Below are 23934 nucleotides of genomic sequence, written 5' to 3' on the forward strand. Positions count from 1 at the left end.
AAAATACATGCCAACTAAAATATTTGTTAAAAAAAAGTTCAATTTTTTGTTTTTTAGGAATGATTGTTGTTATATTTGATGATATATTATTCATTTTAATTAATACTTGCCTATAGCACAACATTACTTTTAAACTATTTAATCCCAAGCAAAGAAGCCCACTTCTAAGCATTAAAAGTAATTATTATGCAAAACGAACTTATTTCAGATGCTACATTAGTTAGCAATTATATTAAAGGTGAAGAAAGTGCTTTAGAAACTCTTATTATTAGGCACAAACAAAAAATTTATAGTTTTATTTACTCTAAGGTTTACGATAGAGATGTAGCGGAAGATATTTTTCAAGATACTTTTATTAAAGTTATCAAAACACTCAAGCGAGGTACTTACAATGAAGAAGGTAAATTTTTACCATGGGTAATGAGAATTTCTCATAATCTAGTTATTGATTTCTTTAGAAAAAACAATAGAATGCCAAAATTTGATAATACTGGTGATTTTAATATTTTTTCTGTTTTAAGTGATACAAGTTTAAATGCTGAAAAAAGCATTATTAAAGAACAAGTTGAAAATGATGTAAGACGTTTGGTTGATGAACTACCTGAAGATCAAAAAGAAGTATTATTAATGCGAATTTATAACGATATGAGTTTTAAGGAGATATCTGATAAAACGGGTGTTAGTATCAATACGGCTCTAGGAAGAATGCGATATGCATTAATTAATTTGAGAAAGATTATTGATAAGCATCATATTGTTTTAACTAATTAATACAATAAATTAAATTTGGTTGCGTTATTGATTTAAATTAACCCTTAAATTAATAAAATGGCGAAAATTTACTCTAAAAAAAAATCCTCAAAAAATTCAAATGATTTAGAACCGAATGAGGAAACGGTTAAATTTCTTATTAATTATTCAAAGGCTTTGAGTGTTATAAATTGTAATAATATGAAGTTTGAAGCACTTCTTAACTAAGTTTACAAAAGTCCTAATAAACTATATTATTAGGACTTTTTTGTTTTCATATAATCATTTAAAACAGATTGTCTCCCAATAGTTTTAGTAATAATATCTTTTTCTAAATCCCAGCCTCTTGCCTGTGAATATTCTCTACCGTACCAAATAATTTGAAGGTGTAAGTCGTTCCATAATTCTTTTGGAAAGAGTCTTTTTGCATCTTTTTCTGTTTGAACCACGTTTTTACCATTGGTTAAATTCCATCGATACATTAATCTATGTATGTGCGTGTCAACAGGAAATGCAGGAACTCCAAAAGCCTGAGACATCACTACGCTAGCCGTTTTGTGTCCAACAGCAGGAAGTTCTTCTAAAGCTTCGAAACTTTGAGGCACTTGCCCTTCATGTTTTTCAATCAGTATTTTTGAAAGTCCATGAATACCCTTGCTTTTCATTGGTGATAATCCTACAGGTTTTATAATCTCTCTTATTTCTTCAACGGTAAGCTTAATCATATCATAAGGATTATCAGCTCTTTTAAATAACAAAGGTGTTATTAGATTAACTCTTACATCGGTACTTTGAGCAGACATTAAAACTGCAATTAATAATGTGTACGGGTCTTTATGGTCTAAAGGAATGGGGATTTCTGGATATAAATTATTTAAGGTTTTTATAACAAAGTTTACCTTTTCTTTTTTAGTCATTAATCGTATTTTTGTTAAAAATCAAAGTTAATACTATGAAAACATTAAAACAAGGTGATGCTGTACCTAATTTTACAGCAAAAGATGAACAAGGAAATAAGGTTGCATTAAGCGATTATAAAGGAAAAAAACTTATTGTGTTTTTTTACCCTAAGGCTAATACGCCAGGTTGTACCGCTGAAGCATGTAATTTAAGAGATAATTATGCAGAGTTACAAGAAAAAGGTTTTGAATTATTAGGTGTTAGTGCGGATTCTGAAAAGCAACAAGCTAATTTTAAAAATAAATATGAATTTCCTTTTCCTTTATTGGCTGATGATGATAAAACGGTAATTAATACGTTTGGAGTTTGGGGACCAAAAAAGTTTATGGGAAAAGAATATGATGGTATCCACAGAATGACTTTTTTAATTAATCAAAATGGTATAGTAGAAAAGGTTATTGATAAAGTAAAAACAAAAGACCACGCTGCCCAAATATTGGAATAAAAAAAAGCGACTATAATTTATAGTCGTTTTTTTTACTTATTGAATTTTCGTTTTCTACTTAATGTCAGAGGTCTTCTTGTATAGCCAAATAATCTGTAGTCTTTGATTAAGTCAGCTGTTCCTTCTGGAACCATATCTTCCCAGCCATCTTGTCCGCTTGTTATTTTTTGAAGTATTTCTCTAGAGAATATATTCATGATACTTTTATCATAATCTTCAATATCTATAACTTTACCATTATACTTAAAGAATTTGTAAAGCTCTTTCATTCTCGGATATACCTTTAGATTTTCACTGGTTATTAACTCACCACTTTGGGAATCAAACATTGGGTACAAATAAACTTTTAAATCTTTAAAGAATAGTTTACCAAAAGCTTCAAGAATACCTCCACTGATGTGTCGATAATATTTTTCATCAAATATATCCACCAAATTACTCACTCCCATAGCTAAACCCATTCTAGCTTTTGTATAGTTTGAAAAATATTCAACTACTTTGTAATATTCTTGGAAATTTGATATCATTACTGATTGTCCTAAAGAGCAAAGTAAATCTGCTCTATCTATAAAATCTTGCTCGTCAATTTCGCCTTCAGCTCTAAGATTGGATAAGGTTATTTCAAATACAACTACGGTTTTATCTTTGTCAACTTTATTTTCTTTAATAAACATATTATATGATTTCTCATACATTGCCATGTTTACTTTAGTTACTGGTCTAAAACTACCTCTAAGTGCGAGAATGTTTTTCTTGTAGAATATTTTAGCTGGCAGCACGTTTGTTCCATCGGGTCCAAACATTACTGCATCAGTCATACCATTTTTAACCAACTGTAAACTCATCAATCTGTTATCTACATTTTTGAAAACAGGACCAGAGAAATTGATAGTGTCAATTTCTACTTGATCTTTATCTAAATGGTCATATAAATATCTCAATAATTTTTTTGGCTCATTGTATTTGTAAAAAGCACCGTAAATTAGGTTTGTGCCAAGAATACCTAAAGTTTCTTGCTGTAATCTAGCATCAGTTTCCTTAAATCTAATATGTAAAATTATTTCATTGTAATCCCCTTTAGCGTCAACTTGGTATTTGATACCAACCCATCCATGACCTTTAAATTGTTTAGCAAAATCTATGGTAGCAACAGTGTTAGCATAGGTGAAAAATATTTTATTAGGATGTTTATCTCTTGTTAGCCTATTTTCCATAAGACCCATTTCATGGGTAAGCATTTTACGTAAACGAGCTTCTGTTACATAACGACCATCATCTTCAGCTCCATAAACAGCGTCACTAAAATCTTTATCATAAGCGGACATGGCTTTAGCTATAGTCCCTGATGCACCACCAGCTCTAAAAAAATGTCTACAAGTCTCTTGACCTGCTCCAATTTCAGCAAATGTTCCGTAAATATTTTCGTTTAAATTTATGCGAAGTGCCTTGGATTTTAAAGAAGGAATGTCATCAAATTCTTTATCTCCCTTTATGGTAATTTCCATATCAATTTATAGGTTATAGCTAATAATTACAAAGGTATTAAATAACTATAGGAAACAAAAAAATAAACTTATTTTTGTATTAAACTTAACACAAATTTGAAAATAACATTTCTTGGTACTGGTACTTCTCAAGGCATTCCAATTATTGGAAGCAAACATCCTGTTTGTTTAAGTGATGACATAAAAGATAAACGTTTACGCGTGTCTGTATTGGTAGAATGGGATGATTATACTTATGTAATTGATTGCGGGCCTGATTTTAGATATCAAATGCTAAGAGCCAAATGCGATAGAATTGATGGTATTATTTTCACGCATGAACACTCTGATCATGTTTTAGGATTTGATGACATTAGACCTTTTTATTTTAGACAAGGCGAAATACCAATTTACGCGCACAAAAGGGTTTTAAAGGAGTTAAACAAACGTTTTGATTACGTTTTTGAAACCGAAAATAAATATCCCGGAGCGCCAACGGTTATTGAGAACAGGATTAAAAACAAACCATTTCGATTAAAAAACTTAACAGTAATCCCGATTAACGGCAAACATGATAAGTTGCAAGTTTTTGGTTTCCGATTTAATGATTTTGCATATTTAACCGATATGAAAACTGTTAAAAATAAAGAAATAGAGAAGTTAAAAGGTGTTAAAGTATTAGTAATTAATGCTTTACGAATTAAACCTCATAGATCACATTTTAATTTAGAAGAAGCTTTACAATTTATTAAAAAAGTAAATCCAGATGTTGCTTATTTAACCCATATTAGTCATTTGCTAGGATTTCATGAAGAAGTTGAGCAAATATTACCTAAGAATGTTTTTTTAGCATACGACGGCTTACAAATAACTATTTAATTTAAAAAAATGAAACAAAGAATTTTAACTTATCTATTTGTATTTTCAATTTTATTAATCATTTTTCAATTTGTAAACTCTAAACGTGTTTTTGAAGATATGAATAATAAATTAGGGAATTATAAAAGTCAATTAGAAAAATATAAAGATTCTGTTTTAGTACTTGAAAGAGATGTGGCTGAAGCGTCTCATTTTAATTTAGAAAGAAATGAAGATGCCATTAGTTATTTTGAAAATCAGGATTACAATATAGATGAGTTAATTCCTTTTATAAAAGACGAGTTATATAAATTAAACGAGGTTAAAGGAGACCATCCAATTGTGCCATATGCTGCTAGTGAAGGTAGAAAAATGTTAATAAACACCGTGAAAATGTTAAATCATAAATGGATAATTGCAGATTTTTCAGATGGTCAATATTGGGGAGAAATATTTTTAACTTATGAAATAACAGATAATAAACAGTTAAAATTCAATTTGGTTGAATATTTCTTATATCCGTTTGATAAATAATTATTTGATTTTGTAAGCTACGCCCTTTTGTTTTTTTGTTTCTCCTACATAAGAATACTCAAAAGTGTATGAAGAATCTGTTGTCGTTAAGATTTTTAGGTGAATATCTTTTTTTTCAGCCATATTCTTTGGATTAATTGTTTTAAATACAACTTCACAATCGTTTATCCAGCGTAATTGAGAAGAATCCTTTTTGTTATTATAAACTTCTACCTGAATATTTTCACTTCTGTTAAAATTAGATGTATACAAAACACCGTCAATAGTTACTTCGCTATAAAATGTTCCAGTCCTAAATTTTTTACACTCTCGATTATTAGTGTAGCAACTAAAAACTGTAAGTAGAAGTAATACATATAGGAATTTCATACAAAAATATTGAACTGCAAAATTACGCTAATTATTGAAATTTTTAAAAGTTCCATCCGAATAAAAAATCACAATCCGCTCAATCGTTTTATTATGGTTTTCTATTTCTGAGTTTAAAATTTTATTTTCTAAAAGAGGAGGTGATTGAGTTTTGAATTGTAGTGTTTCAACTTCAGAAGGGAATTCTCCATTACCATTAAATAACCAATATAAATCTACTTCAGGAAAAGCAGAAAGTATTTTTAAAATAAAATCTAAACTTGGTTTATTTCTACCAGATAAAATATGAGAGATGCTAGATCTTTGAACTCCAATTTTTTCAGCAAAAGAAGAGGATGATTCACCGTAGTAATCCATTACTTTTTGCAATCTTTTCATGAAATCATCAGTGTTTATCATTGTGAAATTGGAATCATAAATTTTATTTACAAATCTAACAATTTAACGCAAAAAAAAATCATTTATTGTAAAATACATAAGTGTAAAAATAAACTAAAACTTAATATAAGTATAGTTAAAAATCTAGAAATTAATTATTTAAATATAATTCATTTATTTGGTATTTTTTATTGTTTAAAATTTATTACAATTCTTTAAAAACGTATACAATTGTATACATAATTCGAATTTTAATTGTTTACAATTGTAATATTCTAATTGTTTACATTTGTAACGTAAATAATTATCATGCAATTAGAAGAAATAAAATCAACATTTTTAAAGTATAAAGAAACAAGTTTGTTTCACAGATATATTACCAATAATCATATAGAACCTTTGATTAAAAACCTAAGTAAATTCATAAAAATAAATGAAATTGGAAAATCTGTTTTAAAGGTTCCTATTTATAGTTTACAAATTGGTGATGGTAATAAAAGAATATTAATGTGGTCTCAAATGCATGGTAATGAATCTACCACAACTAAAGCCATATTCGACCTCTTAAATACTTTAATTTCCAATGATGAATATGCGCTTAAAATACTAGAAAAATGTTCGATAACCATTATTCCAATACTAAATCCTGATGGCGCTAAAGCTTACACAAGAATTAATTCGAATGAAGTAGATTTAAATAGAGATGCTCAAAATTTAACGCAACCTGAAAGTAGAATTTTAAGAACTATTTTTGAAGAATTTAAACCACATTTTTGTTTCAACCTTCATGGTCAACGTACTATTTTTAGTGTTGGAAATCTAAACAAACCAGCTACGGTTTCTTTTTTAGCTCCGGCTCAAGATCAAAAATGCTCTATAACACCCAATAGAATGATAGCTATGGAAGTTATTAGCGAAATGAATAAGGTTTTGCAACTTATTATACCAGGGCAAGTTGGTGTTTATGATGATACTTTTAATTTAAACTGTGTTGGAGATACTTTTCAAAGTAAAAATGTGCCTACTATTTTGTTTGAAGCAGGGCATTTTGAAAATGATTATTCAAGAGATAATACCAGAGAATTTATTTACATTTCTTACATAACAGCCTTAAACTATATAAGCAAAAGTAATATTACCGGATCATATTACAAACCGTATTTTAATATCCCCGAAAATGGAAAATGTTTTTATGATGTTATTATTAGAAATACTAAGTTAAATAATGACTCAAAAACTGTTACGGATATTGGTTTTTTGTTTCACGAAAAGTTGGTTGATGATAAGATTCTTTTTGTACCTAAAGTTGATGTAATAGGGAAGCTTGATTCGTTTTATGGACACAAAGAAATACAAGCAAACAATTGTCTAACATTAAATGAACATGCAAATAAGTTAGAAATTGGTAGCGAAAACGTTTTCGTAATAATTAATAATGAGAAAATCTCATTATTTTCAAAATAAAACGCATCAAAAGTGTGTTATCTTTAATAAAAATGTGTTAATTTTGACTTTTATTTAAGAATAATTAATTATGGGTAAAATTAAATTAGACGAAATTGATCACCAAATTCTTGACATGTTAATTGACAATACAAGAATTCCTTTTACAGATATTGCTAAAAAACTATTAATATCAGCCGGAACTGTGCATGTTCGTGTAAAAAAAATGGAGGAAGCCGGAATTATTAAAGGGTCTTCTCTAACATTAGATTATAAAAAACTGGGATATTCTTTTATTGCCTATGTAGGTGTTTTTCTAAACAATACTTCACAAACTCAATTTGTTTTAGAACGTATTAACGAGATTGCTTATGTAACTGTTGCTCATATAACAACTGGTAAATTTAACATTTTTTGTAAAATTAGAGCTAGAAGCACTGAGCATGCTAAAGAAGTTATTTTTCAATTAGATGATATAGAAGGTGTTTACAGAACAGAGACTATGATATCATTAGAAGAAAGTATCAATGATAAAAAACGATTGATGCATTCTATCTTTAATGATTTGTAATTTTTATTGTTTTTAAATTTTCCCTTTACTATTTGACACCTTCACTAAAAATATACTTAGTTATATAATTTAAATTTTTAATAGTTTTATTGATTTATGCTAAAGAATGAGGTGAATCATCGATAAAATTATTTGCATGTTTCATTTATGTACTCTTAATTAGAATATTATAATGAGATAAATGGTTTTAATTATAGAAGCTAATTCTAATAAAGTAGTTTTCTAACCAAAATTCATATTATAAATATTGTTTGATGCAGAATTGAGAGTTATGGTAAGTGATTTTAAATTTATTTCAATTACATATCCTATTTATGTAAAATCCCAGTAATAACTACCTTATTCATTTATTATTGTGTTTTGTAATTTACTAATTGCTGAAAGAATTTTCTAATTACAGCGGTATAACTACCATCAGTGTCTTTTTGTTTTCCAAAAAAAATCAAAAGATCTTAAACCTAAAGTATTAAAATTAGATGTCTTAAAAAAATATCTGCATATAATTCGTTAACATATTTGGTGTTTATATTTATATATGGAGAATGATGTTTGCAAATAATATTTTCAAATTTAGGTAAAGCATCATGTTAAATAACTTGCTGCAAAAATAAATCAACTTACATTAGCGTCTCTAGCGGTAATAAGTATATTTAAAATATTGACACGTTAACCTTATTAGAAGTTATTGGGGTTGTTAATAGATATTTAAACTAATCCTAAATCTGTTTGATGAAAACAAAATCTATATTATAAAGCCTTTTACATACTTTTAAATACCTTATAATTTCTTCTATTTAATCAAAATTAGAGTTATCCAAAGAAGTTTCAATATTTTTTATCGGTTGAAAATTATAAAACAAAGAACAAATCCGTTATTATCTTCTAAAGTTTCACATATAATAGGTCTAATAAAATCAGCATATCCTATTGCTAACATATATTTTCCTGATGCTTTAGTAAAACTTTCTTTGGTCGTATAATTATTATTTATTTTAAAACTAACATATCATAAAAAAGTAAGATGTTTTGAAGCAACTAACTTTTTTTAAGAAATTTTCAAAAAGTTCAATAGTATTTAACCGAAATTAAACACTCTTTTAGCGATTTACTCGCACTCAATAGCTTTTAACTCAAAACAATCATTAAATTTACTCAGTTAAAATCAAATTTTATAATATCGACTTATGTTTATTTGTTCTAACAAAATTTAATTAAAAAATTTAATGAAAGGATTTGAGGAAAACAAACTACTTATTATATTTAAAAGTTTAACATTGTAAAGATTTCAAAAATAAAATCCTAATATAATTCATAAACCCCAAACCTATGTTTCATAATTACTTTAATCCTAAAGCAATAACAATCAATAAATCAATTTTTAAGTTTTTATTTGGGCTAATAGCTTTAACTTTAGTTACATCATCATGTGTTACAAAGAAAGATATTATTTATTTTCAAAATGCCAAGAATTTTGAAACAATGGTAGATACTGATTCATTTAAGCCAAAATTAAAAGTTGGAGATATTATTACAGTATATGTTTCTACCCTTAATCCGGAATTGACTAGACCTTATAACTTAGTTTTGCTTGGAGGTCAAGGTCAAATGGTTGATTACATCATTGATGTAGAAGGTAATATAGATTATCCTGTTTTAGGGAAAATTAAATTAATGGGACTAACAGTTGAAGAGGCCAAACAATTATTTAAAAAGAAATTTGAGGACGGAAACCTTTTAAAAGACCCTGTTGTAATCATAAGAATTATGAATTATAGAATTACTATTGATGGTGCCGTAAATGGACCAGGTGTATATCCTGTTACTGGTGAAAGAATATCTATAATAGAAGCTTTGGGTATGGCAGGTGGATTAAATATTAAAGCACGTAGAGATAATATATTAATTGTAAGAGACTTTAATGGTACTAAAACATTTTCAAGAATTGATTTAACTAGTAAAGAGGTTTTTAATTCTCCAGTTTACTTTCTAACTCAAAATGATTATGTATATGTAGAACCTAATAATTCATTTATCAGTGGTGCTTCAGGAGACTCTAGAATTGGTGCTATGATAGGAATCACTACCTCGCTTATAGGACTTGTACTTATATTCGTATCAAGAAACTAAAATTTAAATAACTTCTTAACTGTTATAAAAATCTAAAGCTTCAATTATTAAGGCATCTTCAACTTTGCAATCTATTTTAGGATTTCCAATAGATTCAAGTAAAACGAAATTTATATTTCCATGATTGTTTTTCTTATCATATTTAAGCAATTCTATAATTGTTGAATAATCACTTTTGTTAATTACTACTTTGCCATAGTAACCAATAAATAATTCTTTAATATCTAAAGTTGTTTGCTCAGGAAAGTCTAATAGTTTAGTGGAGATATAGTTTGCTAAAATCATTCCAATGATGATAGATTCACCATGAAGTAAAGTTTTTTTATTTTGATTACTTAAAAAATAAGACTCAATAGCATGACCTAATGTGTGTCCATAATTTAAAGTTTTTCTTAAACCATTTTCAAATGGATCTTCATCTACAACATTTTTTTTAATCATTACTGATTCATAAATCAACCCATCTAAATCATTTAATGATAATTTAGATAATTCTTTAAACTTATTCCAATAGATTTTATTACTTATTAGGCCATGTTTAAGCATTTCGGCTAAACCAGACCGCATTTGATTGCCTGGCAATGTATCTAAAAATACAGTATCAATTAAAACCAAATCAGGATTACTTATAACACCTATTTGATTTTTTAAATGCCCTAAATCCACACCTGTTTTTCCTCCAACTGAGGCATCAACCATTGAGAGTAGAGTAGTAGGCACATTAATATAAGACATACCTCGTTTAAATGTGCATGCAACAAAACCACCTAAATCTGTAATAACACCACCGCCAATATTAATCATTAAACTCTTTCTGTCGGCATCTAATTCTGATAGTGTATTCCAAACGCCAACACAAGTTTCAATGGTTTTGTTTATTTCTCCAGATTCAATTTCTATAATTTCAATAATTACATTTGTTTCTAATTTTTCTATAAAAATTGGTAAGCAATAATTATGAGTATTTTCATCTACTAGGATAAAAATTTTCGAAAAGTTTTTGCTTTTAAGATGCGCGTTTAATGATGTGTAGCAATTTTCATTAAAATGAATAACACAATTATTTGCGGTAATAGAATCCATAAAAATATTAATTATTTTAGGTTGTGAAATTAAGGAGATTTTGTATAAAATTATAACATAGCTATAATTATCTTTGCTTAAATTTTTATAAATGAATACAGATTTAATTTTTGATAATACAGAAGTTGCATTTGCTTTAAAAACAGATTCGGAGCTTGAACGTGCTTATTTTTTGTTTAAAATGATATCTATTGAACCTTTAGTTAGAATAGGTACTGCAGCAACAAACTTCGCAATTAAAGCTCATTTACCTGTTGAAGGCTTGATTAGAGCAACTGTATTTGATCATTTTTGTGGAGGTGTTAATGAAAAAGATTGTTTGTCTGTAATTGATAAAATGTATGAAAAAGGTGTAAGTTCTGTATTAGATTATTCTGTTGAAGGTAAAGAAAATGAGAAAGAGTTTGATGATGCTAAAAATATGATTTTAAATATTATTGAGTTTGCTAAATCAAAAAATGCAATGCCAATCGCGGTATTTAAACCAACAGGTTTTGGACGTTTAATATTATATGAAAAAATAGGTAGAGGAGAAGTGCTTAATGAAAATGAGCAAGAAGAATGGTCGAGAGTTGTAAATAGATTTGATGAAGTTTGTAAAAAAGCAAAAACATGTAATATAGCTGTTTTAATTGATGCTGAAGAGAGCTGGATGCAAGATTCTTCTGATCAATTGGTAACGGAAATGATGAAAAAATACAATACTGAAAAACCTATAGTTTATAATACCTTACAAATGTATAGACATGATAGACTTAGTTTTTTAGAGCAAGAACATAAAAAAGCTAAAGCAGGAAACTATTATTTGGGTTTTAAATTAGTTCGTGGAGCTTACATGGAAAAGGAAAATGATAGAGCAGAAGAAAAATGCTATAAAACACCAATTTGTGAGAGTAAATTTGCTACAGATCAAAACTTCAATAATGGGCTTAAATATATTATGAATAATTTAGATAGTATTTCATTATTTGCTGGAACTCATAATGAGGATAGTTCTTATTTATTAATGCAGTTAATGAAAGAGAAAGGTATTCAAAATAGTGACACTAGAGTATGGTTTGCTCAGCTTTATGGAATGAGTGATCACATTAGTTTCAATTTATCGTATAAAGGTTATAATGTTGCTAAATATGTGCCATTTGGACCTGTAAAAGACGTGATGCCTTATTTAATTAGGAGAGCTGAAGAAAACACTTCGGTGGCAGGACAAACTGGTAGGGAGTTAGCGCTTTTAACTAAAGAAAAAAAGCGTAGAAAAAAATTATAGTCACAAAATACTATTCTACTTTCAAATCAATAATAGTTGCAATACTATCACAGTTTTCTATAAATAAAATGATTTCCTTTTCGTTTACATTAGCTTCTATATTATAGACACCACAAGGTTTTTGCCTACTATTACTTTCTGAAAAATCAATACTACCCTTTTTTAAAACATATTTAATTTCTGAAGAATCAATAGTTTTATTTTTTAAATAGAAAGAAATCTTTTGATTGTAGATGATTTTTTTAGAATTAATGTTTTTTAAAACTCTAGCTTCTGGACCATAACTACATGAGGTTTTCTTTCCGTTTAAAAAGAATGCCAAAATTATTAAGCCAATAGAAAATCCACCAAGATAATAGCCAATTCGTTGAATAAGTTTCATTTAAAATATTTTGATTGTAATTAAGAATTAAGTTTTTTAAAAAATAAGCAAATTTACATCACTATAATTTAAATCAAACCATTCTCCAACAGATTTACTTGTTAAAATACCGTGATAAAAATACAATCCGTTTTTTAAACCTCTGTCAAATCTTAAAGAATTTTCTAAACCGCCATCTTCAGCAATTTTTAATAAATAAGGTGTAAAAATATTACTTATTGATACTGAGGAGGTTCTAGGGTATCTAGCAGGAATATTGGGCACGCAATAATGTACTACATTGTGTTTAATAAACGTTGGGTTTTTATGAGTAGTTACTTCGCTAGTTTCAAAACATCCACCCATATCAATACTTACATCAATAATTATGGCACCTTTTTTCATACACTCAACCATAGTTTCAGAAACGATTATAGGGGATCTGTTAGCGCCTCTTACTGCTCCTATAACTACATCACATCTTTTTAAGGCTTTAGTTAAATTTTTTGGTTGTAAAGTTGAAGTAAAAAGTGGCCGACCTAAATGTGTTTGGATGCGTCTTAATTTTGTTATTGAATTATCAAAAATCTTTACATTAGCACCTAATCCTATAGAGCTTCTGGCAGCAAATTCACCAACTGTTCCAGCTCCGATAATAACAACTTCAAGAGGCGGTACACCACTGATATTACCAAACATTAACCCGTTACCATTTTTAGTATCGGATAATAATTCTGAAGCAATAAGTACAGAAGCTGTACCAGCAATTTCGCTTAAAGATTTTACAGCAGGATAATACCCATCGGTATCTCTAATAAACTCAAAAGCTAGGGCAGTTATTCTTTTTGAAGCTAGAGCTTCAAAATAGCTCTTTGATTGTGTTTTTATTTGTAAAGCAGAAATTAATATGGTTTGTGGGTTTATCAGTTTAATTTGTTCTAAACTTGGTGGTTCAACTTTAAGAATCATTGGACACGAAAAAACCTTTGAAGTATCTTTGGTTATTTCAGCACCAGCTTCACTATAATCCTTATCACTAAAATTAGCACCTTCGCCAGCACCAGCTTCAAGTAAAACTCTATGTCCATTATTTACAAGTGCATAAACAGCGTCTGGGGTTAAGCAAACACGTTTCTCTTGAAATGCTGTTTCTTTTGGTATTCCTATAAATAGTTCGCCTTTTCTTTTAAATATTTCTAAAGTTTCTTCTTGAGGTAAAAGTTGTTGTTTTGTAAAAGGTGAAATTGGTTTAGACATTGCTATTTCTGTTTATAAAAATCAAATTACAAATAAATTTTCTAATGGTAATAAAATCTAAAAAAAATAATTATTTTAGTGCTTTATGCATTCAAAAATTATTCTGTTAAGTTTGCATTATATTATATTTTTTATGTTAAAAAAAACAGTAAACTACTTCATCCTTTTAGTTTCATTACTAAGTTTTTCTCAAGAATTTAATATAACTGGTAATTTAAAAGATATTAATGATCAACCTATATCTTTTGCTAATATAATATTAATCCAAACAGAAGATGCTTTAGTTATTAAAGGAACTTCTTCTGATGACTTGGGAGATTTTTTAATTGAAAACATTAATAAAGGAACTTATTCTTTAAAAATTAGTTTCATAGGATATGTTGAACAAGTAATTAATATTCAAATTGATAAAAATATTAATTTAAACACCATAATACTTCAAGAAGTTCTAGAAGAACTTGAAGGTGTAACTATTATTGCTAAAAGGCCAACCGTAAAACGTTTAGTAGATAGGTTGGTTTTTAATGTAGAGAATTCTACTTTATCTAATAATAATGTTTTGGATGTACTAAAACAAACTCCAGGTGTTTTGGTTAATGATGGTATTATAACAATAAAACAATCCATTCCAACAATATACATTAATGATAGAAGAGTACATTTATCTATTAGTGAAGTGCAACAATTATTAGAGGGTACTTCAGCGGGTAATTTAAAATCAATCGAAGTAATTACAAATCCACCAGCAAAATACGAAGCAGAAGGAGGCTCAGTTCTAAACATTGTTACTAACAAAAATATTATAGCTGGTTATAATGGTAGTGTATTTGGTAATTACCAACAAGGTTCTGAATTTCCAAAATATTTATTAGGTACAAGTCATTTTTTTAAAGCTGAAAAATTAAACACTTATATTAATTACAGCATAAGTCCAAGAAAAGATTTTCGTTATAAAGATGAAACAGTTAACTTTATTGATGACTTTGGACAAAAAGTTACAAGCTGGGAAACTGATTATAACAGAACTAGAGAGTCGGAAAATCAAACTATTAATGCTAATATTGATTATGAGTTTAATGAAAACAATAATCTAGCTTTTACAAGCAATATGTTAATAGTACCTAGAAGAGGTACAAGAATAGGTATTAATTCTTTAACAGAGGTTTATGGCGCAAGTAATGTAATAGATTCCATTTTCGATACTTCTGTTAAAGCTGTTGATGAGACTTTTAATTTAGCTTTCACATTAGACTACAATCATAAGTTTAAAAAAGAAGGCGAGAAGTTGTCTGTGAGTTTGCATAAAACGTACTATGATTTTTCCAATTTTCAGGATGTAAATACAGAATACTTTCTTCCTAATAACAATGCTTTTTTCAGAGATAATAGATTTCAAACATTCTCTAGTCAAGAGATTAATTTGTACACTGGTCAGATTGACTACGAATTACCAACTAATAATTCTGCACAATTTGAAGCAGGTTTAAAGGTATCTAATATTAATTCTGAAAGTATTTTAAATCAGTTCAATTTTCAAAATGATATAAAAGTTGAAGATTTACTAAATTCTGATACTTTCTTATATGATGAAACCAACTATGCAGCATATACGAGTTATGCGCAAGATTGGGAGAAATGGAATTTAAAATTAGGCTTACGAACAGAATTTACTAACATTAAAGGGAGTTCGGTTTCTACTAATACAGATAATAATAATGATTATGTTAAATTTTTTCCATCATTTTATTTGTTAAATATTTTAAATGAAAACAATGAGATTTATTTTAGTTACAATAAACGTATTTATAGACCTAGATATGAAGAGTTAAATCCATTTAAATATTTTTTAAATGATAATACTTTCTTGACTGGAGATCCTAATTTAAGTCCCCAAATAGATGATGTTTTTATTTTAGGATATACATTTAATAGAAATTACACATTTGAAGTTTTTTACAGATATGAAAATGATCCTGTATTTGAAATTGCACTACAAGATAATGATGAAAACATCCTAAAATATATAAATACTAATATAGACAATGGCATTTCGTATGGTTTAGACTTTACTACCTATACTCAAATATCTAATCTGTGGAATATTTATGTATTATCATCAATATTTAATTATGAAAACGAATTTTTATTTGAAGGAAGTAATGATTTTGTTAAAACTGAAAAATGGTCTTTTTACGCTCAAATCATAAATTATTTCTCTCTCTTAAAGGACAATAGTTTAACACTAGATATTTCATATAGTTATATTTCTCCATTTGTTGATGGCCCTACTACGGTGAGTACTAGGGCTGGTTTAGATATTAATTTGAGAAAAACGTTTTGGGATAATAAAGCATCATTAAATATAGGTATGATTGATATTTTTAATACACAAAATTTTAATCAAACTACTAAGTTTTCAAACCAAGATACCTTTTTTAGATCAGAGATAGAAAATAGACTATTCACCTTAGGATTTAATTATAAATTTGGTAATTTCAAATTAAACAATAATCAAAGAGATGTTGAGTTAAATGAAAGAGATCGATTGGAAAAAAAGTAATTAAAAATATTCTTTCACTTTCCCCCAGAAATTTTTTGGTTTTATTTTAAATTCTTCTTCTAATTCCTCAAGAGATTTACTAGCATCAACCATTCTATTAAATATTTGAGCTCTAATTAAATAAATTGATGGGATTACAATAGCCATCAAAGGTATCATATACATTAGTTGAAACTTATCTAAAGCCTGATCTTGAAAGAATAAATCAAATATTTGATAAATATACATAGCTATAGGAACTAGTAAAGAATGAAACCACCAATGGCGACAAGTAAAAAACCAAATAGTTATTAAAAGTAAGGGTACCAATTTACTGGTTAATATCCAAAAAAATAAATTGGCATCACCCCAATGGTTACTATCATAAACAAAAAAATAAGCGTCCCAAACTTGCGAGCTTGGAACGCTATCATGTATTGAATAAAGATAAGGTGTTATTGCTATTATGGTGGCAATAATACTACCTTTAATTAAAGTGCCTTTTTTAGTAACTTCTTGGTTTTGGAAAAGGCTTTCTTTCAATTTTTGATGTTTGTTCTCCATTTAGGTTGTATTGATTTGCTGCTTGAGCTAAAAACAACACGCCTCCGAAAATTGCTAGGGCAATTACATACTTTTTAGTTTTCATAATTTAAGGGATTTAATTAATTAATTACCCAAACTTATGTAAACTATTATTTCTAGTTTTTACTAAAATGTTAAAATTATGTTAAAAACAATGTTTTTTAAAATTTCAGCTGCGGGTTTCCCGTAAAACTTAAAAATTCAGAGTTAAAAAATGCTATTTCTTGCTTTTATCAGTGTGATTTTAGGACTGTTTTTAATTATTTATTTTTAAAATTCTTAACTTAATATTACTATCTATCTCAATATTAATTTTATCATAATTATTATTCAAAATGGGTTCAATTAATTCGGGCCATTCTATTAATATCCAATGGTCTGAATCTATATAATCTTCAATTCCAAAATTATAAGCCTCTTCAAGATCTTCTATTCTGTATAAATCAAAATGATAAATTTTATCTTTCCTTATATTATATTCATTAACTATAGAGAACGTAGGACTATTTACCACATCATTACTACCTAAACGTTTTACTAAAGTTTTTATGATTGTAGTTTTACCAACACCCATATTACCATAAAACAAAATCGTTTTGGTTTTAACGTTTTTGATTATCTGGTCTACTACATCTTCAACCTCTTCTAATCCATAGTAAATTTTCAATAATATAAATTTTTTTATGCAATATTAATGATTAAAATTGATTAAACCTAATAAAAAGTGTATTTCATCGGAAAAATATAACACTTTATGGATTTATTTAGGTTTGAAAACTACAAATGGAATTATCATTTCTTCTAATGAAACACCTCCATGCTGATACGTGTTTCTGTAATAACTTACGTAATGATTATAATTATTAGGATATGCAAAAAACAAGTCGCTTTTAGCAAATATATATGAGCTACTCATATTTATTGAAGGTAAATGAAGCTCTTTAGGATCTTTAGTTACAAATACATCTTTATTATCAAAGGTTAAGCTTCTTCCGGTTTTGTATCTTAAATTTAAACTGGTATCTCTATCACCAACAACTTTAGAAGGATTTTTAACATTTATAGTACCATGATCTGTTGTTAATATTAATTTAAAACCCATTTGTTGCGCTTGTTGAATCATCTCTAGTAAAGGTGAGTTTTTAAACCAACTTAATGTTAAAGACCTGTAAGCTTTATCATTTGAGGCTAACTCTTTTACAACTTCCATTTCTGTTTTAGAGTGAGAAAGCATGTCAACAAAATTATAAACAACTACAGTTAAGTCGTTGTTTTTTAGGTTTTTAAAATTATCAGATAATTTTTTTCCAGATTTTAAATTTGTTATTTTATGATATTCGTAATTTAAGTGATTTAAACCTAAACGTTTCATTTGTGTATTTAAAAAATCAGCTTCATGTAAATTTTTTCCACCTTCATCTGTATCGTTTTTCCAATATTGTGGAAATAATTTTTCCATATCACTAGGCATTAAACCTGAAAAAATAGCATTTCTTGCATACTGTGTTGCACTTGGTAATATACTAAAAAAGGCTTCTTCTTTTTCTTTCTTATAATAGTTATTAATAATTGGCTCAAAAACTTTCCATTGGTCGTATCGCAAATTATCAATAACAATTAAAATAGTAGGTTGCTCTTTACTAATCTCTGTAACAATTTTTTCTCTAAATAAAGTATGAGACATTACAGGTGCATCTGTATTTGGCTCAAACCAATCAGCATAATTTTTTTCAATAAATTTTCCAAATTGAATATTTGCTTCATTTTTTTGAGATTCTAAAATTTCAAACATGCCAGCATCTTCAATGTCTTCTAACTGAATTTCCCAATAAATCAATTTTTGATATAAACTCACCCATTCTTCATAACTATTTACCATAGATAAATCCGTGGCAATTTTTCTGAATTCTTGTTGGTAATTAGAAGTTGTTTTTTCAGAAATTAAACGCGAATGGTCTAAATTCTTTTTTAAACTCAATAATATCTGATTTGGGTTTACTGGTTTTATAAGATAATCTGCAATTTTATTACCAATGGCTTCCTCCATTATATACTCTTCCTCACTTTTAGTTATCATAACAACAGGAAGGTTATCCTTTTTTTCTTTTATTTCATGTAAAGTTTCTAAACCTGTAAGACCTGGCATATTTTCATCTAAAAAAACAATATCAAAATTTTCATCTTCTAATACCTCAAGGGCTTCAGTTCCACTTTTACATGAAGTTACTGCGTAATTTTTCTTTTCAAGAAATAAAATATGAGGTTTTAGTAAATCAATTTCATCATCAACCCAAAGTATTTTTATTGTATTCATTAGTAAGTTTTATTGTTATTTAATTTGATATGTTTTTCGGATTTCTATTATTTCAGTACCATTGAAATTTTTAGTTATGCCCATTTATATAGCTATATTTGTAATTATTTAATGTAAAAATTTAAAGTTTGAACAAACTTAAAATATTAAACGACCCAATTTACGGATTTATTACAATTCCAAATTCTCTAATTTTTGATTTGATACAACATCCGTATTTTCAAAGACTACGGAGAATTACACAAATGGGTATGTCTTATTTAGTGTATCCAGGTGCACATCACACAAGATTTCATCATGCAATAGGTTGTGTGCATTTAATGCAACAGGCTGTTAATGTGCTTCGTTTTAAAGGTGTTACGATTTCTGACGATGAAGAAACTGGACTTTACATTGCTATTTTGTTACATGATATTGGGCACGGTCCATTCTCTCACGCCATGGAACATAGCATAGTAAATAATGTCTCTCATGAAGAAATTTCGTTGCTTCTAATGGATGATTTGAATAAAGAATTTAACGGAAGTTTAACGCTTGCTATTGAAATCTTTAAAGGAAACTACCCAAGAAAATTCATGTGCCAACTTATTTCTGGCCAATTAGACATGGATAGGGCAGACTATTTAAAGCGAGATAGCTTTTACACGGGTGTAGCTGAAGGAAATATAAATAGCGAACGTTTAATAACGATGCTAAATGTTGTTGACAATGAATTAGTGGTTGAAGAAAAAGGAATTTATAGTGTAGAAAAATTTATTATAGCTAGACGATTAATGTACTGGCAGGTTTATTTGCACAAAACAAGTTTAGTTGCCGAACAATTATTAATTAGAGTTTTAAAACGTGCAAAAGAGCTTTTTGATAATGGACAGCAATTGTTTGCAAGCGAAGCTTTTTTGTATTTTTTGGAGAATAAAATCACCCTTGAGAATTTTGACAAAAAAACACTGGGGATTTTTTCGCAACTAGATGATTATGATATTATTTCAGCAATGAAACAATGGCAACATCATGATGATTTTGTATTAGGTAATTTATGCGAAATGATAATTAATAGAAATTTATTAAAAATTAAAATTAAAAATAAATCTATCAAAGAAATAAACTTAAAAAAGCATATCGATTTATTGATAAAAAATCATCAAATTTCTGAAAACGAAGCACAATATTTTGTTTTTACAGGAAGTATTTCTAATCAGGCATATCAAGTAAACACAAAGCGAATTAATATTTTGCATAAATCAGGAAAAATTGAAGATATTGTTAAGGCTTCAGATCAACTTAATCTTAAAGCCTTATCAAAACCAGTTACTAAATATTATATATGCTACCCTAAGGATATACTTTAGTACATTTTTCTTATTTTTGCCAAAATTAAACTAAACAATTATTAATAAAGTTTGAAATTTACAGCACAACAAATAGCAGGAATTTTGGAAGGCGATGTAGTAGGTAATCCTGATATTGAAGTATCTAAGCTATCTAAAATTGAAGAAGGGTTTGAAGGCTCATTAACCTTCTTAGCAAATCCAAAATATACACCTCACATATATTCAACAAAAGCTTCTATTACCATTGTTAATAAAAGTTTTGTTCCTGAAAGTACTATCAAAACTACTTTAATAAAAGTTGATGATGCTTACTTAGCTTTTTCAAAAATTTTAGAATATTATAATGCTGTAAAGTATAATAAAATAGGAATTGAGACTCCTTCATTTATATCAGATTCTGCAAAATATGGTGAAAACATTTATATTGGTGCTTTTAGCTACATAGGAGATCAGGTAGTTTTAGGAGATAATGTTAAGATTTTTCCGAATGTATATATTGGAGATCATGTGACTATTGGTGACAATTCTATTTTATTTGCTGGTTCTAAAATCTATTCAGATTGTATTATTGGAAATAATTGTGTTTTAAATTCCGGTGCTATAATTGGAGCCGATGGCTTTGGTTTTGCTCCCAATGATGATGGTAGTTATAGTAAAATTCCTCAAACCGGGAATGTTATACTTGAAGACAATGTAGATATTGGAGCTGCAACTACAATCGATAGAGCTACTTTAGGTTCAACAATAATAAGAAAAGGTGTAAAACTAGATAATCAAATACAAATTGGTCATAATGTTGAAGTTGGTAAAAATACAGTTATAGCGGCTCAATCTGGTATTGCAGGTTCGTCTAAAATTGGTAAAAACTGTCAAATAGGCGGACAAGTTGGTATAGCTGGACACATAACAATAGGTAATAATGTTAGAATTCAAGCGCAATCAGGTATCGCAAGAAATGTAAAAGATAACGAAGTGCTTCAAGGTTCTCCTGCTTTAACATTAACAGGTTACAATAAATCTTATGTGCATTTTAAAAACTTACCTATAATTGTAAAAGATATTAATGATTTAGAAAAAAAAGTAAATGGGAATAGTTAATACTGATATAAAGCAAAAAACTATAAAATCTGAAGTTTCTTTAACCGGTGTGGGGTTACATACAGGTAAAGATGTAACTTTAGTATTTAAACCTGCTCCAGAAAACTATGGTTTATGTTTCAAAAGAATAGATTTAGAAGGTAATCCTGTAATTGAAGCTGATGCTAATTATGTAACTAATACACAAAGAGGTACTTGTTTAGAAAAAAATGGTGTAATCATTCAGACTTCTGAACACGTATTAGCTGCACTAGTTGGTTTAGATATTGATAACGCCATTATTGAATTAAACGAATCTGAACCTCCTATTATGGATGGTTCTTCCAAGTTTTTTGTTGAAGCTATTGAAAAAGCTGGTGTTGTTGAGCAAGATGCTTTCAGAGAAGAGTATGTAATCACTGATATTGTTTCTTATGTAGATGAAGAAACAGGTAGTGAAATTTTAGTCATGCCTTCCAACGAATACCAAATTACTACTATGGTAGATTTTGGTACTAAGGTGTTAGGAACTCAAAACGCAACTCTAAATCATATATCAGACTTTAAAGAAGATATTTCTAATTCAAGAACTTTTAGTTTTTTACATGAAATTGAAATGCTTTTAGAACATGGACTTATAAAAGGTGGAGATTTAAATAATGCTATCGTTTATGTAGATAAAGCTTTATCTCCTAAAACTATGGAAAAGCTAAAATTAGCTTTCAATAAAGATTCTATTGCAGTAAAACCAAATGGAATACTCGATAATTTAACATTACACTACCCTAATGAGGCTGCTAGACATAAATTGCTTGATGTTTTAGGTGATTTAGCATTAATTGGAACTAGAATTAGAGGCAAAGTTATAGCTAACAAACCTGGACATTTTGTTAATACGCAATTTGCTAAAAAATTATCAAAACTCATTAAAAACGACAGACGTAACAATGTTCCATGTATAGATTTAAATCAAACACCATTAATGGATGTTACTCAAATCATGGCGATGCTTCCTCACAGACAACCTTTTTTGTTAATAGACAAGGTTTTTGAGCTTTCTGAAAATCATGTTATCGCTACAAAAAATGTAACAATGAATGAAGAGTTCTTTAGAGGACATTTCCCTGGAGCACCAGTAATGCCAGGGGTTTTAATTGTTGAGGCGATGGCTCAAACAGGTGGTGTTTTAGTTTTAAATACAGTACCAGATCCAGAAAATTATTTAACTTTTTTCATGAAAATGGATAATGTTAAGTTTAAACAAAAAGTAGTTCCTGGAGACACATTAATTTTTAAATGTTCGTTAATAACCCCAATACGCCGTGGTATTTGTCACATGCAAGGGTATGCTTATGCAAATGGCAAACTTTGTGCGGAAGCTGAACTGATGGCTCAAATATCTAAAGTAAAATAATATGAACCAACCACTAGCATATGTGCACCCTGGTGCCAAAATCGCAAAAAATGTTGTAATTGAGCCATTTGCTACTATACATAACAATGTGAAAATAGGAGAGGGAACTTGGATTGGTAGCAATGTAACAATCATGGAAGGAGCCAGAATTGGTAAAAATTGCAATATTTTCCCAGGTTCGGTGATTTCTGCAGTACCACAAGATTTAAAATATAATGATGAAGATACAACTGTAGAAATTGGAGACAATGTAACAATAAGAGAGTGTGTTACCATTAATAGAGGAACAACAGATAGAATGAAAACTGTTGTAGGAGATAATTGTTTGATAATGGCTTATTGTCATATTGCACACGATTGTATTGTTGGTAATAATTGTATTTTCTCTAATAACAGCACACTTGCAGGTCATATTACTGTTGGTGATTTTGTTGTTTTAGCTGGTATGACAGCGGTTCATCAATTTGTTTCTATTGGAAATCATGCTTTTGTTACTGGAGGTTCTTTAGTTAGAAAAGATGTGCCTCCTTATGTTAAAGCAGCTCGAGAGCCATTGTCATATGTAGGGATAAATTCAGTAGGTTTAAGAAGAAGAGGTTACACTACAGATAAAATCAGAGAAATTCAAAATATTTACAGAATTTTATATCAAAAAAATTACAATAATACACAAGCTTCAGAAATTATTGAAGCAGAAATGGAAGCAACATCAGAGCGCGATGAAATTCTTCAATTTATCAAGAATTCACATCGAGGCATTATGAAAGGATATTTTAAATCAAATTAA

Annotated in this window: 24 protein-coding genes; 13 read left to right on the forward strand and 11 right to left on the reverse strand. The window is 28.3% G+C overall.

Annotation, left to right across the window (positions count from 1 at the left end; translation table 11 throughout):
- The first annotated feature begins 186 nt into the window (after positions 1 to 186).
- Positions 187 to 771 carry an RNA polymerase sigma factor gene (locus tag AC1XJX_RS04450; RefSeq protein WP_482002759.1) on the forward strand — a complete coding sequence of 195 codons (585 nt, stop codon included), beginning with the start codon at positions 187 to 189 and terminating at the stop codon, positions 769 to 771.
- Positions 772 to 1007: 236 nt separating this feature from the next.
- Here AC1XJX_RS04450 and AC1XJX_RS04455 read toward each other — a convergent pair whose 3' ends face one another.
- Positions 1008 to 1667 carry an endonuclease III domain-containing protein gene (locus tag AC1XJX_RS04455; RefSeq protein ID WP_482002760.1) on the reverse strand — a complete coding sequence of 220 codons (660 nt, stop codon included), beginning with the start codon at positions 1665 to 1667 and terminating at the stop codon, positions 1008 to 1010.
- A gap of 35 nt (positions 1668 to 1702) precedes the next feature.
- On the opposite strand from AC1XJX_RS04455, the gene bcp reads away from it, so the two are divergent.
- Positions 1703 to 2155, forward strand: a complete 453-nt coding sequence (gene bcp, locus AC1XJX_RS04460) for a thioredoxin-dependent thiol peroxidase (protein ID WP_482002761.1) — start codon at positions 1703 to 1705, stop codon at positions 2153 to 2155.
- Between the two features lie 32 nt (positions 2156 to 2187).
- Here the strand turns inward: bcp and AC1XJX_RS04465 are convergent, their stop codons facing one another.
- Complete coding sequence (locus AC1XJX_RS04465; protein ID WP_482002762.1) at positions 2188 to 3660, reverse strand: TonB-dependent receptor; 1473 nt, start codon at positions 3658 to 3660, stop codon at positions 2188 to 2190.
- Between the two features lie 96 nt (positions 3661 to 3756).
- Between AC1XJX_RS04465 and AC1XJX_RS04470 the strand changes: the two genes are divergently transcribed.
- Both AC1XJX_RS04470 and AC1XJX_RS04475 read left to right on the forward strand, forming a co-directional pair.
- On the forward strand, positions 3757 to 4518 hold the full coding sequence (locus AC1XJX_RS04470) for an MBL fold metallo-hydrolase (RefSeq protein WP_482002763.1): 762 nt from the start codon (positions 3757 to 3759) through the stop codon (positions 4516 to 4518).
- Positions 4519 to 4527: 9 nt separating this feature from the next.
- Positions 4528 to 5031 carry a hydrolase gene (locus AC1XJX_RS04475; protein WP_482002764.1) on the forward strand — a complete coding sequence of 168 codons (504 nt, stop codon included), beginning with the start codon at positions 4528 to 4530 and terminating at the stop codon, positions 5029 to 5031.
- Here AC1XJX_RS04475 and AC1XJX_RS04480 read toward each other — a convergent pair whose 3' ends face one another.
- Complete coding sequence (locus AC1XJX_RS04480; RefSeq protein WP_482002765.1) at positions 5032 to 5400, reverse strand: DNA topoisomerase IV; 369 nt, start codon at positions 5398 to 5400, stop codon at positions 5032 to 5034.
- A 27-nt stretch (positions 5401 to 5427) separates the two neighbouring features.
- Positions 5428 to 5799, reverse strand: a complete 372-nt coding sequence (locus AC1XJX_RS04485; RefSeq protein WP_482002766.1) for a helix-turn-helix domain-containing protein — start codon at positions 5797 to 5799, stop codon at positions 5428 to 5430.
- Positions 5800 to 6087: 288 nt separating this feature from the next.
- Here AC1XJX_RS04485 and AC1XJX_RS04490 point away from each other — a divergent pair, with 288 nt between their 5' ends.
- From AC1XJX_RS04490 to AC1XJX_RS04500, 3 genes are all read left to right on the forward strand, one after another.
- Positions 6088 to 7242 carry a M14 family metallopeptidase gene (locus AC1XJX_RS04490; RefSeq protein WP_482002767.1) on the forward strand — a complete coding sequence of 385 codons (1155 nt, stop codon included), beginning with the start codon at positions 6088 to 6090 and terminating at the stop codon, positions 7240 to 7242.
- Between the two features lie 70 nt (positions 7243 to 7312).
- Complete coding sequence (locus AC1XJX_RS04495) at positions 7313 to 7792, forward strand: Lrp/AsnC family transcriptional regulator (RefSeq protein WP_482002768.1); 480 nt, start codon at positions 7313 to 7315, stop codon at positions 7790 to 7792.
- Positions 7793 to 9118: 1326 nt separating this feature from the next.
- Positions 9119 to 9919, forward strand: coding sequence for a polysaccharide biosynthesis/export family protein (locus AC1XJX_RS04500; RefSeq protein WP_482002769.1), 801 nt, complete (start codon positions 9119 to 9121; stop codon positions 9917 to 9919).
- 15 nt (positions 9920 to 9934) lie between these two features.
- On the opposite strand, the gene aroB is transcribed toward AC1XJX_RS04500, so the two are convergent.
- Positions 9935 to 11002, reverse strand: coding sequence for a 3-dehydroquinate synthase (gene aroB / locus AC1XJX_RS04505; protein WP_482002770.1), 1068 nt, complete (start codon positions 11000 to 11002; stop codon positions 9935 to 9937).
- Between the two features lie 91 nt (positions 11003 to 11093).
- Here aroB and AC1XJX_RS04510 point away from each other — a divergent pair, with 91 nt between their 5' ends.
- A complete protein-coding gene (locus AC1XJX_RS04510; protein WP_482002771.1) occupies positions 11094 to 12269 on the forward strand; it encodes a proline dehydrogenase family protein in 1176 nt (391 codons plus the stop codon).
- A 10-nt stretch (positions 12270 to 12279) separates the two neighbouring features.
- On the opposite strand, the gene AC1XJX_RS04515 is transcribed toward AC1XJX_RS04510, so the two are convergent.
- Together AC1XJX_RS04515 and AC1XJX_RS04520 are read right to left on the reverse strand one after the other, a co-directional pair.
- On the reverse strand, positions 12280 to 12651 hold the full coding sequence (locus tag AC1XJX_RS04515; RefSeq protein WP_482002772.1) for a hypothetical protein: 372 nt from the start codon (positions 12649 to 12651) through the stop codon (positions 12280 to 12282).
- Positions 12652 to 12687: 36 nt separating this feature from the next.
- Positions 12688 to 13887: an alanine dehydrogenase gene (locus tag AC1XJX_RS04520; RefSeq protein WP_482002773.1), complete on the reverse strand. Its 1200-nt coding sequence runs from the start codon at positions 13885 to 13887 to the stop codon at positions 12688 to 12690.
- 133 nt (positions 13888 to 14020) lie between these two features.
- Here AC1XJX_RS04520 and AC1XJX_RS04525 point away from each other — a divergent pair, with 133 nt between their 5' ends.
- Entirely contained in the window at positions 14021 to 16447 is a 2427-nt protein-coding gene (locus tag AC1XJX_RS04525) for an outer membrane beta-barrel protein (RefSeq protein WP_482002774.1), read from the forward strand.
- Here the strand turns inward: AC1XJX_RS04525 and AC1XJX_RS04530 are convergent, their stop codons facing one another.
- From AC1XJX_RS04530 to porX, 4 genes are all read right to left on the reverse strand, one after another.
- Positions 16448 to 16969, reverse strand: coding sequence for a hypothetical protein (locus tag AC1XJX_RS04530; RefSeq protein WP_482002775.1), 522 nt, complete (start codon positions 16967 to 16969; stop codon positions 16448 to 16450).
- On the reverse strand, positions 16932 to 17075 hold the full coding sequence (locus tag AC1XJX_RS04535; RefSeq protein ID WP_482002776.1) for a hypothetical protein: 144 nt from the start codon (positions 17073 to 17075) through the stop codon (positions 16932 to 16934). The genes AC1XJX_RS04530 and AC1XJX_RS04535 overlap by 38 nt, the downstream gene beginning before the upstream one ends.
- A 192-nt stretch (positions 17076 to 17267) precedes the next feature.
- A complete protein-coding gene (tsaE, locus tag AC1XJX_RS04540; RefSeq protein WP_482002777.1) occupies positions 17268 to 17678 on the reverse strand; it encodes a tRNA (adenosine(37)-N6)-threonylcarbamoyltransferase complex ATPase subunit type 1 TsaE in 411 nt (136 codons plus the stop codon).
- A 93-nt stretch (positions 17679 to 17771) separates the two neighbouring features.
- Positions 17772 to 19325 carry a T9SS response regulator signal transducer PorX gene (porX, locus tag AC1XJX_RS04545; protein ID WP_482002778.1) on the reverse strand — a complete coding sequence of 518 codons (1554 nt, stop codon included), beginning with the start codon at positions 19323 to 19325 and terminating at the stop codon, positions 17772 to 17774.
- A gap of 128 nt (positions 19326 to 19453) precedes the next feature.
- Between porX and AC1XJX_RS04550 the strand changes: the two genes are divergently transcribed.
- The 4 genes from AC1XJX_RS04550 to lpxA are packed head-to-tail and all read left to right on the forward strand — an operon-like array spanning position 19454 to position 23934.
- Positions 19454 to 20674 (forward strand): HD domain-containing protein, encoded by a 1221-nt coding sequence (locus tag AC1XJX_RS04550; protein WP_482002779.1) that lies wholly within the window; start codon positions 19454 to 19456, stop codon positions 20672 to 20674.
- Between the two features lie 51 nt (positions 20675 to 20725).
- Positions 20726 to 21754 (forward strand): UDP-3-O-(3-hydroxymyristoyl)glucosamine N-acyltransferase, encoded by a 1029-nt coding sequence (lpxD, locus tag AC1XJX_RS04555; RefSeq protein ID WP_482002780.1) that lies wholly within the window; start codon positions 20726 to 20728, stop codon positions 21752 to 21754.
- The gene (locus tag AC1XJX_RS04560) at positions 21741 to 23147 is read left to right on the forward strand and encodes a bifunctional UDP-3-O-[3-hydroxymyristoyl] N-acetylglucosamine deacetylase/3-hydroxyacyl-ACP dehydratase (RefSeq protein WP_482002781.1); all 1407 of its coding nucleotides are present in this window, start codon (positions 21741 to 21743) and stop codon (positions 23145 to 23147) included. Before lpxD ends, AC1XJX_RS04560 begins: the two co-directional genes overlap by 14 nt.
- Position 23148: 1 nt before the next feature.
- A complete protein-coding gene (gene lpxA / locus AC1XJX_RS04565) occupies positions 23149 to 23934 on the forward strand; it encodes an acyl-ACP--UDP-N-acetylglucosamine O-acyltransferase (protein ID WP_482002782.1) in 786 nt (261 codons plus the stop codon).

Source organism: Flaviramulus sp. (genome assembly GCF_982512915.1).

What these genes read in the sequence shown, in the direction of transcription:
- AC1XJX_RS04500 (WP_482002769.1), top strand. Translation starts at nt 9,119, where the DNA reads ATGTTTCATAATTACTTTAATCCTAAAGCAATAACAATCAATAAATCA.
- AC1XJX_RS04535 (WP_482002776.1), bottom strand. Translation starts at nt 17,075, where the DNA reads ATGAAAACTAAAAAGTATGTAATTGCCCTAGCAATTTTCGGAGGCGTG.
- lpxA (WP_482002782.1), top strand. Translation starts at nt 23,149, where the DNA reads ATGAACCAACCACTAGCATATGTGCACCCTGGTGCCAAAATCGCAAAA.
- AC1XJX_RS04495 (WP_482002768.1), top strand. Translation starts at nt 7,313, where the DNA reads ATGGGTAAAATTAAATTAGACGAAATTGATCACCAAATTCTTGACATG.
- bcp (WP_482002761.1), top strand. Translation starts at nt 1,703, where the DNA reads ATGAAAACATTAAAACAAGGTGATGCTGTACCTAATTTTACAGCAAAA.
- AC1XJX_RS04510 (WP_482002771.1), top strand. Translation starts at nt 11,094, where the DNA reads ATGAATACAGATTTAATTTTTGATAATACAGAAGTTGCATTTGCTTTA.
- AC1XJX_RS04515 (WP_482002772.1), bottom strand. Translation starts at nt 12,651, where the DNA reads ATGAAACTTATTCAACGAATTGGCTATTATCTTGGTGGATTTTCTATT.
- AC1XJX_RS04560 (WP_482002781.1), top strand. Translation starts at nt 21,741, where the DNA reads ATGGGAATAGTTAATACTGATATAAAGCAAAAAACTATAAAATCTGAA.
- AC1XJX_RS04485 (WP_482002766.1), bottom strand. Translation starts at nt 5,799, where the DNA reads ATGATAAACACTGATGATTTCATGAAAAGATTGCAAAAAGTAATGGAT.
- AC1XJX_RS04490 (WP_482002767.1), top strand. Translation starts at nt 6,088, where the DNA reads ATGCAATTAGAAGAAATAAAATCAACATTTTTAAAGTATAAAGAAACA.
- AC1XJX_RS04480 (WP_482002765.1), bottom strand. Translation starts at nt 5,400, where the DNA reads ATGAAATTCCTATATGTATTACTTCTACTTACAGTTTTTAGTTGCTAC.
- AC1XJX_RS04520 (WP_482002773.1), bottom strand. Translation starts at nt 13,887, where the DNA reads ATGTCTAAACCAATTTCACCTTTTACAAAACAACAACTTTTACCTCAA.
- AC1XJX_RS04450 (WP_482002759.1), top strand. Translation starts at nt 187, where the DNA reads ATGCAAAACGAACTTATTTCAGATGCTACATTAGTTAGCAATTATATT.
- aroB (WP_482002770.1), bottom strand. Translation starts at nt 11,002, where the DNA reads ATGGATTCTATTACCGCAAATAATTGTGTTATTCATTTTAATGAAAAT.
- AC1XJX_RS04475 (WP_482002764.1), top strand. Translation starts at nt 4,528, where the DNA reads ATGAAACAAAGAATTTTAACTTATCTATTTGTATTTTCAATTTTATTA.
- AC1XJX_RS04525 (WP_482002774.1), top strand. Translation starts at nt 14,021, where the DNA reads ATGTTAAAAAAAACAGTAAACTACTTCATCCTTTTAGTTTCATTACTA.
- AC1XJX_RS04455 (WP_482002760.1), bottom strand. Translation starts at nt 1,667, where the DNA reads ATGACTAAAAAAGAAAAGGTAAACTTTGTTATAAAAACCTTAAATAAT.
- porX (WP_482002778.1), bottom strand. Translation starts at nt 19,325, where the DNA reads ATGAATACAATAAAAATACTTTGGGTTGATGATGAAATTGATTTACTA.
- AC1XJX_RS04465 (WP_482002762.1), bottom strand. Translation starts at nt 3,660, where the DNA reads ATGGAAATTACCATAAAGGGAGATAAAGAATTTGATGACATTCCTTCT.